Annotated in this window: 11 protein-coding genes; 7 read left to right on the top strand and 4 right to left on the bottom strand. The window is 63.7% G+C overall.

The features are described from left to right. Positions 1 to 220 precede the first annotated feature (220 nt). Positions 221 to 1372 (top strand): MFS transporter, encoded by a 1152-nt coding sequence (locus tag KF712_19895; GenBank protein MBX3743258.1) that lies wholly within the window; start codon positions 221 to 223, stop codon positions 1370 to 1372. A 98-nt stretch (positions 1373 to 1470) separates the two neighbouring features. Here KF712_19895 and pdxA read toward each other — a convergent pair whose 3' ends face one another. Beyond that, positions 1471 to 2328: a 4-hydroxythreonine-4-phosphate dehydrogenase PdxA gene (gene pdxA, locus KF712_19900; GenBank protein MBX3743259.1), complete on the bottom strand. Its 858-nt coding sequence runs from the start codon at positions 2326 to 2328 to the stop codon at positions 1471 to 1473. 197 nt (positions 2329 to 2525) lie between these two features. On the opposite strand from pdxA, the gene KF712_19905 reads away from it, so the two are divergent. The 3 genes from KF712_19905 to KF712_19915 all read left to right on the top strand — a co-directional run bounded on the left by KF712_19905 (position 2526) and on the right by KF712_19915 (position 5824). After that, complete coding sequence (locus KF712_19905; GenBank protein ID MBX3743260.1) at positions 2526 to 2939, top strand: hypothetical protein; 414 nt, start codon at positions 2526 to 2528, stop codon at positions 2937 to 2939. Positions 2940 to 2969: 30 nt separating this feature from the next. Continuing rightward, complete coding sequence (locus tag KF712_19910; GenBank protein MBX3743261.1) at positions 2970 to 4013, top strand: hypothetical protein; 1044 nt, start codon at positions 2970 to 2972, stop codon at positions 4011 to 4013. A gap of 239 nt (positions 4014 to 4252) precedes the next feature. Next, the gene (locus KF712_19915) at positions 4253 to 5824 is read left to right on the top strand and encodes an SLATT domain-containing protein (GenBank protein ID MBX3743262.1); all 1572 of its coding nucleotides are present in this window, start codon (positions 4253 to 4255) and stop codon (positions 5822 to 5824) included. 106 nt (positions 5825 to 5930) lie between these two features. Here the strand turns inward: KF712_19915 and KF712_19920 are convergent, their stop codons facing one another. Further along, the gene (locus tag KF712_19920) at positions 5931 to 7313 is read right to left on the bottom strand and encodes a hypothetical protein (protein ID MBX3743263.1); all 1383 of its coding nucleotides are present in this window, start codon (positions 7311 to 7313) and stop codon (positions 5931 to 5933) included. Between the two features lie 397 nt (positions 7314 to 7710). Between KF712_19920 and infA the strand changes: the two genes are divergently transcribed. After that, on the top strand, positions 7711 to 8007 hold the full coding sequence (gene infA / locus KF712_19925) for a translation initiation factor IF-1 (protein ID MBX3743264.1): 297 nt from the start codon (positions 7711 to 7713) through the stop codon (positions 8005 to 8007). 48 nt (positions 8008 to 8055) lie between these two features. Here the strand turns inward: infA and KF712_19930 are convergent, their stop codons facing one another. Further along, positions 8056 to 8835 carry a segregation/condensation protein A gene (locus tag KF712_19930; GenBank protein ID MBX3743265.1) on the bottom strand — a complete coding sequence of 260 codons (780 nt, stop codon included), beginning with the start codon at positions 8833 to 8835 and terminating at the stop codon, positions 8056 to 8058. A gap of 106 nt (positions 8836 to 8941) precedes the next feature. Between KF712_19930 and KF712_19935 the strand changes: the two genes are divergently transcribed. Beyond that, a complete protein-coding gene (locus KF712_19935; protein MBX3743266.1) occupies positions 8942 to 10558 on the top strand; it encodes a hypothetical protein in 1617 nt (538 codons plus the stop codon). Between the two features lie 77 nt (positions 10559 to 10635). Here the strand turns inward: KF712_19935 and metF are convergent, their stop codons facing one another. Then, entirely contained in the window at positions 10636 to 11547 is a 912-nt protein-coding gene (gene metF, locus KF712_19940) for a methylenetetrahydrofolate reductase [NAD(P)H] (GenBank protein MBX3743267.1), read from the bottom strand. Between the two features lie 111 nt (positions 11548 to 11658). On the opposite strand from metF, the gene KF712_19945 reads away from it, so the two are divergent. Continuing rightward, complete coding sequence (locus KF712_19945) at positions 11659 to 12489, top strand: EF-hand domain-containing protein (protein ID MBX3743268.1); 831 nt, start codon at positions 11659 to 11661, stop codon at positions 12487 to 12489. Positions 12490 to 12588 lie beyond the last annotated feature (99 nt).

The following is a 12588-nucleotide window of genomic DNA, read 5'->3' on the forward strand; positions in this document are numbered from 1 at the left end:
GTGTTTGAACAGTGTTCCAAAGAACAATGTAAAATCGGCGGAGCTCCGCAAGCGCAAAAGAGCGGAATATTTCATCCTCTTCCGCCGGGCGCATGGAATCCGCTGGATATGACCACCGCCGGGAGATTGAGTTCGTGCCGTGGGGAAGGAGCAACTTGAACAGCGGCAACCGGGCGGTGGGGGCTTTGCCGTGCTGTGGTTCGCGTTCTTTTTCCATGGGATGACGTCGGGATTCTGGATCCCCTCGCTTACGAACATCTTCCGGGAACTGGGCATCTCCCAGTGGGTCGCGCTGGCATTCATGGTGCCACCGCTGTGCGCGCTGGTCTCACCATTGATCGGCGGGGCTCTGGCGGACCAGCGGATGGCGGCGAACCGGTTGTTCGCATGGAGCGGGATGATCGGCGCGGTGTTCCTGTTCTCCGCGTTCCGGAGCCTGGACCTGGGGTGGAACCCGTGGTGGTTCATCTTCCTGCTGGGCGCGTACTCGCTCTGCTCCGGGCCGATGTGGAGCCTGCTGGCGGTGATCTCCCTGACCCACCTGAAACACGGGGAAAGGGACTACCCGTTGGTGAGGATGGCGGCGACCATCGGCTGGATGGCCGGTGGTGCGATCGGCAGTTACGTGCTGCACGCGGACATGAGCGTGGACGCCGGCTATGCGGCGACCGTGGCGCGGGTGCTCACCGCGGCCATCGGCTGCCTGCTGCCGTTCACGCCGCCGTTGGGGAAGGGGGTGTCCTGGAAAAGCCTGCTGGGTTTTGATGCGTTCGGCCTGCTGAAGCAGCGGGACCATCTGGTGTTCTTCGTGGTCACCACGCTGTTCTCCATCCCGCTGGCGGCATTCTACATGTATGGGGCGGAAATGTTCCGCTGGCTGGGAGATGCCCGGCCGACCGCGACGATGACCATGGGGCAGGTGACGGAGCTGGTGGCCATGCTGTTCGTGGGCGTGCTGATGATCCGCTTCCGGATCAAGACCATCCTGCTGTGGGCGATGGGGCTTTCGGTGCTGAGATACGGGATGAGCGCGTGGGCCGGTCACACGGGCGTCTGGGCGTGGCACCTGGGAGGGGTGGCCCTCCACGGGGTCTGCTACACGCTTTATTTCATCACCGCGCAGGTGTTCCTGGACCGCAGGGTGGATGCGGGCATGAGGGGGCAGGCGCAGGGCCTGCTGGCTTTCGTTTCCGGAGGTCTCGGCCCCTGTGTGGGTGCATGGATCTGCGGTGGCCTGCGGAGCCTGCTGGTGGATGGCTCCGGGGACGGATGGATGGAGTTCTGGGGTGTTCTCACCGCGATGATCGCGGTGTGCTTCACCGGCTTCGCGGTCTTTTACCGCGGCGGGGCATCGAAACCGGCCGGTGGGTGAAAGAAAGTTGAGAGTTGAGGGTTGAGAGTTGGTCTGGAGCAGCCTGCGCTGCCCAACCCTGCACTCCCAACTTTCCTTTTCAGGATGAAAGGCGACGCTCAACCCGCCAGTTCGCAGGCCAGGCGGATGGCGGCGATCATTGACGACGGATCCGCGATGTTCTTCCCGGCGATGCCATAGGCGGTGCCGTGGTCCGGGCTGGTCCGCGGTTTCGGCAGGCCGAGCGTGACGTTCACGGCGGTGTCGAAATCGAGGAGCTTCAGCGGGATGAGTCCCTGGTCATGGTACATGGCGATGACCGCGTCATGGGCACCCATGGCCGCCTCGCGGAAGATGGCGTCCGGGACGGCGGGGCCGGTGTATTGTGCGTTGCCGTCCCCGCGGAGGACATCGAGCGCGGGGGAAATGATCGTCCTTTCCTCGTTACCGAAGGCACCGTTCTCACCGGCATGGGGATTGAGTCCGGCCACGGCGATGCGTGGCAGGTTGATGCCGCGGCGGGAAAGGAAGGCGGCGGTCAGGCGGGAAATGCGGATGATCTTTTCCGCGGTGAGGAGCGTGGGGATGGACTTGAGCGGTTCATGGATGGTGGCCAGGCCCACGGTCAGGCGCTCCCCGGTCAGGAGCATGCCGAAGTCCTCCACGCCGAAGGCATCCGCGAAAAATTCCGTCTGGCCGGGAAAGGTGAAACCCACGGATTGGAGCGCTTCCTTGGAGACCGGGGCGGTCACCACCGCGTCTCCGGTGCCGGCCTTGAGGCGGGCGGCGGCTTCCTCCAGCCCGGCCATGGCGGCCTCCGCGGAGCGGCGGTCCGGCTTTCCGGGGGTGCCCGCCCCGGTGTCGCCCAGGACCTCATAGTCGAACCCGGCCGGGAGCTTTCCGGAGGAGAGCGCCTTGCCGATCACTTCCGGGCCGATGCCGGCCGGATCTCCGGCGGTGATGAGGATGCGTGGCATGCGGGGAGTTTCAAGCGGACCGCGGCGGATGCCAAGAGATGAAATCGAAATCGCCACCGGTCCGGGCTTGCGGGGCCGGAGGGGGGAGGGCTAGCCTGCGACCCATGCTGAATCAGTTGATACGCGCTTTCGCGGTCGCGGCGGGATGTTTCGTCCTGACGCAGTGCGCCGGATCCGGGAAGATGGGCACGGGCAACATGGGCGGCCCCACGGTGGAGGAGCGCAACGCCAGGATCGCGAACGAAGCCACCGGCGACTTCTACTATGGCCGCCGTTATTTCGTCGAGAAGACCCGCTTCTGGGGCTACCTGAGGAAGCCCCGGCAACCGTGGAGCAAGGCGAAGCTGGTCATCTTCCGCGAGGACCGGATGAAAAATCCCGACCGCCTGCCGGAGGCCGGTCCCGCGGGACAGCGGTACGCCTTTGACAACAACTACGAATACCGCATCCGTGGCCACTTCACCGGCAACGAGGCGTATGACCCGAACAGCAACCAGTTCCTCCAGGAGTTCATGCTGACCGGTTACGAAGTGGTTGACCGGAACCCCGGCTGGCTGTTCCGGCCGGATGACCGGTATGAAAAGACGCGGATCACGGTCTATCCCCGCTGATCCATTATCCGGCCTTCCCGCAGGTTCCACATGAAAGACAAAGGCATATCCAGGGACGTCGGTGCCGGTGGCAAGCGCACGCGGGGTGAAGATCCCGGCCTGGGTGGATTCCACCGGGCGGGCGGCGTTCCGCTTCCGGAACCCGGTGATCCCGCGGAACGATCCGCAACGGGCGGGCGCCGCCGTCGCCGGGCGTCCAGCGAGGATCGGTACTCCCACGAGAAAGATCACAAGCGGGCGAGGTCCGCGATGATGATCTGGACCATGCTGCTGGGTGCCGGTGGCATCGTGGTGATCGCCATTTCCGTGGGCATCTGGCTCAAGTCGGAAAGCGACCGGAGGAACGATACGACGGACACCGGAAGGACGACCACCGAATACATCCGCATCGAGGAGCCCGCCGAAAAGAAGAAGATGGGTGAGGCGGAAGCCGTGGCACTGGCGACCAAGGCACTGGCGGCCAGGGCCGAAGAGGACATCCTTGCCGTGATCGATCCGGGACCGGTGCCTGCGTCGGAAGTGGGGGGATTTTTGCAGGGCCTCCAGGAACGGGAAGGGACGATCACCGGGTATGATCTGATGGCGCGTCTGGACAGCCCGCGGGAGGACTTGGTGGGGGTGGTGGTTTCCTTCGAAAAAGACGGGGAAAAGGGGAACCGCATCGCGTTGTTCGCGCCGGATGGCAGCGGGCAATGGAAGATGGATTTCCCCGCATTCTCCAGAATGGCGACGCCTTCATGGGATGACCTGCTCACCGGGCCGGCGGAGAGTGCCGTCGTCCGGGTGTATGTGGAGAGGGACCAGTATTTCAATGGTCCGTTCAGCGAAAGCGATGGTTGGGTCTGCTATGGAGTGGCCTCGCCGGATGTGGACCGGCTGCTTTTCGGTTACTGCAAGAAAGACAGCCCGCAGGATCTGGCGATCCGGTCGCTGCTCGACATCAGGAAGATGGCGCGGGTGACGGTCGCGCTTGAAAAAGCGGAAGGCGCGGACAGCCGGCAGTTCGTCATCAAGCGGGTGCTTGCCCATGACTGGCTGGTGGGCGATGAGCCGGCCGATGAGGCCGGACGTTGAGGTAAGGGTCGCGACTGCCGGGTCCGCCCGTAGCGAATTTAGTGAGAAATTCGGCGGGGGCGGTCCACCATCAGCAATCCAACTCCGGTTCGCGTGGACCTCTCCTCAACCCGCTGCCATGGAATCTCCAGATTGATTCGCGAACGTGAAACCGGACAAAATTGATTTCTCCACTGTGGCGCCACGCGAGAAAAACGGTAAAAGCTCCTGGTATCCCGAGTAGGAAATTTCCCCCGACAATGATCCCTCCCGTCTTCCTCATTGCCTTTTCCGGTCATCGTCCGAGCGACTCTCCCGGCAGGAGGGAGGAGGATCTCGCCGCGACCACGGAGCGTCTCCTGGAGTGCTTCACCGCCCTGCGCGGGCGTGCCGCTCTCGTGAACGGGGAAATCCACCTCGTCGCCAGCCTCGCGGCGGGTGGGGACATCATCGCGTGCGAGGCGGCGCTTTCCCTTGGCATGCCGCTCCACATCGTCCTGCCGATGACGGCTCCCGCGTTCATGGGGACCTTCGGCGGGTTGGAACATTGGATCCCACGGGCGGAGGTGATCCTGGAAACCATCGCCGCGGACGCCCGCCATACGCTCCGCATCGGCTCGGTGTCCGCCACCTCCCCGGAATGCTATGCAGAGGCGAACACCCGAATCCTGGAATCCGCGGATCTCCTCGTCACGCTGTCCACGCTGGCTCCGTCGAAGTCCATCGCCGGCACCACCCATCTGCTCGAACTCGCCAAGGCGCTGGGGATTCCCGCGCTCAATCTCAACCCGGCGGAACCGGCCGCCACCCTGCCGGTTATTCCGGCGGCTTTCGCCGATCCCGGCTGCGGAACCCTCAAGCCGTTCCGGCAGCTTTCCTCCCACATCGAGTGCGGTGCTGGTCCCCTTACCTTCGCGGCGTTGGCCCGCTGCCTGAGCAACGCGGCCCACCGGTCTTCCCGCTGGTTCCGCATGGCCACCGCCCTGGCGATCAGCGCGCACGCGCTCGCCACCATCCTCGCGGCTGCGGCGGCTTCGTATTACTACGTGCTGAAAACCGGGAAAGCCGGTGCGCTTTCGGACCATGTACTGGTCCTCCTCGCCGTGGTCGCCTTCATCGAGGTCATCCTCGTGTTCGGCGGCTGGTGGCTGGAGCATCGCGTCCACCGTGGCGGGGGGCAGAGGATTTGGCTGAATTGCCGTTTTGCCCGCGAATTGATGAGGGGGATGGAAACTTCCCAAGTGTTTTTCGATCCCCTGCGGCCGGAGATCCAGTACCACCAGCCGGGGTGGAAGAGGTTCGCCATCACCGCGTCGCTCGCCTTTCTCCGTGAGCAGGGGAATGCCGATCTTACGCAGAAGGAGATCCTGGATCGTTACCGGAAAAAATACCTCGATGACCGGTTGCTGGAGCAGGCGGAATGGTTCGCCGCCCGGGCCGCTGAAGCATCCAGACCCTCGGCCTGGTTCCATTTTCTGACCCACCGCGCCGCGCTCGCCGCCCTGCTGGTCGTGGGGGCTGCCTGTGTGGTGAAAGTAACCGCCGCGCTGACGCACTCCTTCCTTTTCCAATCGCCCACGTTCCTTCTCTTCCTGCCCATCCTGCTTCCGCTGCTCGCCAGCCTGGGGGCCTCGTTCGGGGCGGCCTTCGACTACCAGCGGCGGGCGGTCCGCTACCGGGAACTCGCGGAGATGCTCCGCCGGGCGGCGAAAACGCTCTCCGTGGTCTCCACGCTGCCGGACATCTCCGCGGTCATCCGGCAGACGGAGGAAGCCCTTTCCGACGAACTCATCGAGTGGCACGCCGCCCAGCGCAAGGGTCTGGGGCATTGACCGTGGCGGCGATCACCGGTCCCCGTCGTTGCGGGTGTCCGGAAAAAGAAAAGGCATCCGCCACCTGGGGTGGGGATGCCTTCCATGAATGGGAGCGGGTGCGGGATCAGTAGGACGACTCCACCCGGTGGGCGACGTCGCGGTAGCCGTAGTCCACCTCGTAGATCTGCTTGAAGGAATCGAGGGCGTTCTCCTTGTCTCCCATCTCGTCGTGGATGATGCCCTTCTCGTAGAGGACTTCCTTCTTCGTGTTGTCCATCGCCACCATGTCGGCGAGGGCGTCGGCGAGCTGCTTGGCGGCCATGTCGAACATGCCCTTCGCCTTGAAGGTGCGGCCGAGCAGGAGGAGGACCTTCGACTGGATGTGCGGGTTCCGCTTTGCCTGCTGGAGCTGCGGGATGGCGCCGCTGTAGTCGCCGGCGTGGAAGAGCGCCTGGCCGAGTTCGAAGCGCAGGGTCGGGTCGGTCGGGTTCTGCTCGACGCGGCGCTTCGCTTCATCGACCTGTTCGGTGATGCGCTCGGCCTTGCGGGCTTCGAGGGTGGCCTGGAGTTCCGGGTTGGAAGGATCCGCCGCCGCGGCTTCCTCCAGGGCCTTGAGGTCGGCTTCGGCGGCCTTGTCCTTCATGGTGGTCGCCTTGGTGGCCAGGGCGACGTCCCCGTTGCTGAGGGTGTGGGCCCAGCCGTAGAAGGTGTGGGCGTTGTGCCAGTCCTCGAGCTGCTCATAGACGAAGGCCAGATCCTTCACGGTGGCGAGGTTGTTGGAGTCCGTGTTGTAACGCTCGACGATGCGGTCGCGGCGTTCCTCGAGCTGCTCCTTGGTGAGGCCGGTTCGGGAGGCTTTTTCCAGTTCCTCGGTCTGGCCGGCGTTCTTCATGAGGGAGCGCATGTCCGCGTTCTCATCCCACTTCTGCTTCTGCATGGAAGCCTTCGCGGAGGCGTCCTTCGCGCCCTTGATGGCGGCGGAGTCGGTCGGATGGTGCTTCACGATGTCCGCATAGACTTCGGACGCTTGGAGCGGCTGGTCGCGGGAAAGGTAGTGGTCGGCCAGCTTGTGGAGGAGTTTCGCGTTCTCCGGGTGGCCCTTGCGGATGGTTTCGAGGGCGAACGCCGCGGTTTCGTACATCTCCAGCTTCAGGCAGGTGTCGAAGAGCAGGTCGTTGGAGGCTTCATTGTAGGGGTCTTCCTCGAGTTCCTTCTCGATGACAGGCAGGGCGGCGAGGGGATCTTTCTTTGCCTGGCCGGCGGCTTTGGAACCGCCGCCAGTCTGCAGGCCGAAAAGCCCCGCGGCTTTCTTTTTGACGCCGCCGGTGTGCTGGACCTCGATCTTGCGCAGGAGTTTCCGTCCTTCGATGAAACCGGGGGCATCCTTGAGGATGGCTTGGAGGAGGCTGATCCCGTAGGTCAGGTTGGAGGTCTGGACGGCGGTAAGGGCTCTGAGCCACAGGGGTTTGAGAGTGGCTGAAAGGTCCTTTTCGGTGATCTCAGGCATGGTAGGAAACGGCTTCGGTTTTTTTGGAGTAAGCCACAACAGCGTGGCGGAACGACTGGAAAATGGCCCCAACCGGCAGGCTTGGCAAGCGTCCGGTTCATTCCTTGCGAGGAGCCGTCCGTTTGGGCCGTATCCGCACCGTGGCGGCGATCACCGGTCGCCGTTTCTGAAAACAGGCGGGGAAGGCCCGCCGCGCTGGAGTTGCAAGCCGGCTTGGTCTGCCGGGGAGGTTTGGTGGAAGGGAATCCATGTCCTCACAGCCCCGGCGACCGGTGATCGCCGCCACGCCTGTTGCCTCCTACTTTGGGATTGTGCCATTCCCGTGCATCCGGTAGAATCCCGCCCATCGGCACGGGCAATCCGGTTTTCCCGCCGTGCCATCCCCAATCCATCCCATATGCCCCAGCGTCCCCAGTCACGTCGTCCATCCCGCGGTCGCGGCCGTAGTTACGGTCCTCCGAAAAGATCCACCAAGGATGAGGAGGAAAAGGCGGTGGAAGTCGAGGGGGAGATTTCTTCCGTTCTCGCCGGCACCATGTTCCGGGTGAAGCTGGAGAGCGGCCATGAGGTTCTGGCGCACATCTCCGGTAAGATGCGCAAGCGTTTCATCCGCCTCGTCGTCGGTGACAGGGTGAAGATGGAGATGTCTCCCTACGACCTGACGAAGGCGCGCATCGTCTTCCGCCTGAGCTGAGGTTGGAACAGCCGCCGCTTCCCCGCAGGAAGCGGCTTTTTTGTGCCGTCATTCCACGTCGGCCCCGGTCTCTGCCGCTTCCAGGGCATTGGTGGACTGGACGGTCCTGCGCTCGACGACGATCTCTCCCAGCAGCTCGCTCTGCCGGACCATGAACTGGTTCAGCTTCATGAGTTCCAGGACGGCGAGGAACATGACGATGACCTCCGCCTTGGTGGTGGCGGATGCGAAGAGGGTGTCGAAACGCTGCGCCTGCCCCGGCTGGAAGCGGTCCAGCAGGAACTCGATCTTGTCCGCGACGGTGTAGCGGTCGTCGATGATGTCGCCGAAGTCGTGGGACTCCTCGAAGCGCTTCAGTACGTTCTGGAAGGCGCGGATGAGATCGAAGATGGATACCTCCGCGAGCGGGGCGGTGTCCTCCACCGGCAGTTCCGGGGCGTCCGGCTGGTGGGCGAAGCGGCCTTCCTGCTCGATCTCACGGAGGCTGAGGAACCCGGCGGCGTCCTTGAATTTCTTGTATTCGATGAGCTGGCGGATGAGTTCCCAGCGGGGATCATCCTCCTCCGCGTCCTCTTCCGGGGGCTGGTCCACCCTGGGCAGCAGCGTCCGGCTTTTCAGATACATCAGGTTGGCGGCCATGACGATGAACTCGGAGGCCAGGTCGATGTTCAGCAGTTTGAACGTGTTGATGTAGTCCAGATACTGGCGGGTGATCCGTTCGATGGAGATCGAGTGGATGTCGACTTCATCCTTTTTGATCAGATAAAGCAGGAGATCCAGCGGACCTTCGAAGATTTCCAGGCGGACTTTGTAGTCGTTGGCTTCCACGCGGGGAGGGTTACGGGATCACGGCACCATGAGCGAGGGAAAATTGGCTCGCAAGATCAATGGGACCCGTTGAATCTAACCGTCGTGGCCCGGAGGGGCGTCATTTATGGAACCCGACAGAATACAGAATTTCAATGACCGGCTGAACCAATGGATCGCCGGCCAGGGGTTCTGGTTCCAGTTGAAGTATTCCATGTCCGGGAAGAAGGGGCTGACGGGGGCGGGGGGATATCATTTCCTCCGGCTGGCGTTCCGCTCGCTGGTGTTTCTGGTGGTGCTGGGGTTGGTTGCCGGGATCTATCTCATCCGTCTGCCGAATACGGAGAGGTTCGCGGAGAAGATGGAAGCCTCGATGAAGGAGGCACTGAGAGGGAAGGATGTGATGCTGGAAAGCTTTTCCAGGGACCAGGGCAGGATGAGCATCGCGCGGCTCGCGGTGATCGGAGGAGAGAATGTCTTTTTCACGGATTTCGAGGCGAAGAACCTCACCTGCCGCATGGGGCTGCTGGACAGCGTGGCATCCCCGTGGCGGATGGACGGGATGTCGATGTCCGATCTGGTGATCAACATCCGTGCCGGCGCGGGGGACGCAGCCACGGCGGAGATGCTGGGGGATACGTTGTTCAGCCCCATCCCTGGGGTGGCGCTGGATTCGATCGACTGTGAGAACACGACCGTGACCTGGGGGTTCACGGCGTTGTCAAAGGGCAGGATCGAAGGCAGCCAGATGAAGGTGCGCCGCAGGAATGACGGTTGGTGGCTCCAGTTCAAGGGCGGGACATTTTCCCAGAACTGGCTGAAGGGGCTGGAGATCGAGGAACTGGCCGTGGTCTGCAGGCGGGATGGCGTCACGGTGGAAAAGGGACTGCTGCGGAAAGGGTCCGGCACCGTGGATGTTTCCGGACTGACCATCCGCGGAGCGGAGCGGCCGGATGTGAACGGGATCGCCAAGCTGAGGAACATGCCGCTGGACGGGATGTTGCCGGAGTCCGCCGAATACCTGCTGGAGGGGGTGGTCTCAGGGGCGTTGCGGCTTTCCGGTTCGACCAATTCCCAGGAGGGGATCGCGATGACCGGACGGATCGAGCTGGGTGAGGAGGATTGGGTGGTGTTGCGCGAGCGGATCCCCCTCCTGCGGGCATTGCGGATGGTGGACTCTTTCAACAACTACCGCCGGGTGCGTTTCCTGGCGGGGTCCTTTGATCTGAAAAGCGGGGGCGGGCGTCTCCAGTTGGATGAGATCGACCTGGTTTCGGGGGATCTGATGACGTTGAAAGGAGGATTGGTCGTGCGCCCGCCGACGAAGGAGGAGAAGGAGAAATCGGTGGAACATCCCGCGCCCGGATCCCCGTTGTCGGTGGAGGCCGGTGGGATCAAGGCGGGCGGAGAGGATGGATTCTCCCTCCGTCGCGCCGCGGAACTGAGCCGCAGGAAGACGGCGGGCGGTGGCCAGGACGGACTCTGGCAGCGTTATGAGGCGACGGTGGAGGAGCGTGCCTTCCAGTCGGAAATGGCCGCGAAGCTCGCGGAAACCCTGCGCTACGAGGGCGGGGTGGAGATCACCTTGCGTCCGGACGCCTTCGACCAGGCTCCGTCGCTCAAGGCGGCCCATCCGGTGGATGAGGGAACCGGCCGGATCTCGCTGCAGGTGCCCATTTCCGGGACGCTGGATCTGGTGACCTTCGCACAGGCGGAGGAAATCTACTCGAAAGGGAAGCGTTAGCCCGAAAGGGAAAGTTGAGGGCCGAAAGTTGAGGCGCAAGCTGCTCCAACCATCAACTCTCAACTTCCCTTCAAGCGTCAGCCCGCCGTCGCCGCGGTGAGGCCGAGGTTGGCGTAGATCTCGCGCGTGGCGTGGCTCTTGTTGAGCGTGTAGAAGTGGATGCCCTCCACGCCCTGGTCCAGCAGGTGGGCGCACTGTTGGGCGGCGTAGTGGATGCCCACCCGCTCGACGGACTGGGGGTTTCCACCGGCGCGGTCCAGCGCGCGCAGCAGCTTCGCGGGGTAGCGTGCGCCGGCGGCCAGTTCCGCCATCCGCTTCATGCCCTGCAGGGAGCTGATGGGCATGATGCCGGCGATGATGGGAATCCCGATGCCGGTGAAGCGGCAGCGGTCGCGGAAGTCCAGGAAGTCGTGGTTGTCGAAAAAAAGCTGGGTGCAGATGTAGTCCGCCCCCGCGTCCACCTTCGCCTTCAGGTGGTCCAGTTCATCGACACGGTTCGGCGTGGAGGGATGGCCTTCCGGGAAACCGGCGACGCCGATGCCGAAGCCGCGCGGGTCCGGGTGGATGCCCTTTTCGTTGAAACGCTTGATGAAGGCGACGAGGTCGGAGGCATGGCGGAAATCCCCCTCCGACCAGTCGTAGTCCGGGCGGTCGCGCGGCGGATCACCGCGCAGGGCGAGGATGTTGGAGACTCCGGCGGCGGCGTAGCGGGTGAGGATGGCCTCCACCTCGGCCTCGGAGTGGCCGACGCAGGTCAGGTGCGGGATGGGCGGGATGGAGGTGGTCCGCTTGATGCGGACGACGAGGTCATGCGTCATTTCCCGGGTGGTGCCGCCCGCGCCGTAGGTCACCGAGACGAAGGAGGGGTTGAGCGGTTCCAGCTCCCGGATGGTCTGGTAGAGTTCCTCCCAGGCCGCCGTGGTCCGTGGAGGGAAGAACTCGAAGGACAGGGATGGCTTGGAATCGGCGAGGATGTCCCGGATGTGCATGATCGTCGGTGATGGGCGGAAAATTCACGGGGCGCGAAACTTTACGGCCCGCGCGGAGTTTTTCATGTATCCCGTTGTTTGCACAGTGGCAACAGAAGCCCGATGAAATTTATGAAACCGATATCCTTTCCGATGGTGCTGGCAGGTCTGGTGATCCCCGCCGCGATGGCGGGCGCGCAGCCGGAAGATGGCGGGGAGCGCCGTCTCCCGGCGCGGCCCGGCATGGAGGAAGGAAAGGAAGGCCGGGGCGGGCGCGAGCGCCATTTCGGCAGGGGCTGGAGGGAGGCGGACGCCGACAACAGCGGAACGCTGACGCGCGCGGAATTCAACAACCTCCCCCGCATCCAGAAGCTTCCTGAGGAGAAGCGTGATAAGATTTTCAGCCGGTTCGACAAGGACCAGGACGGCATCCTCAGCGCGGAGGAACTGAAGGTGATGATGCAGCGGCCGCCGTCCGAAGGGGCGCGTGCCGCGATGATGAAATTCCGCGAGCTTGATACCGACAAGAGCGGCGGTGTGAGCCTCGCGGAACTGAAGGCGGGTGAACTTTTCAAGAAACTGCCGGTGGAGAAACAGGAAGCCCTGTTCGCCAGGTTGGATACCGACGGGGACGGGGAGATCACCATCAAGGACAAGCCCCCGGGCCCGCCGCGCGATGGTCCTGGTCGTCCGGACAAGGAAGGCAGGCCGGGCCGGGATGGAGAGGGCGGACCGAGCCGCGAGGGTGGCCCGGATCGCCCTCCACGGGATCCCAGGCGGATGCTCAAGGATCTCGACGAGAACAAGGACGGTGCGGTCAGTTTCGAGGAATTCAGGAAAGCGCCGCCCGTCCGGGATCTGGGCGAGGATGAGCAGGAGGACCGCTTCGAGGCACTGGACAAAAACGGCGACAAGAAGCTCGATGAAGCGGACTTCCCGCCTCCGGCACCGGAAGCGCAGTGAGGTGGACAGGCGGCCTCCGTGGTTGCGCGGCCCGGACGTGAACTGGGACCGCGGAATTCATTCCGCTTGGCTTCGCTTGATGACTGGAGCGCTGGATTC

The organism is Akkermansiaceae bacterium (genome assembly GCA_019634595.1).
Classification (GTDB): Bacteria; Verrucomicrobiota; Verrucomicrobiia; order Verrucomicrobiales; family Akkermansiaceae; genus Luteolibacter.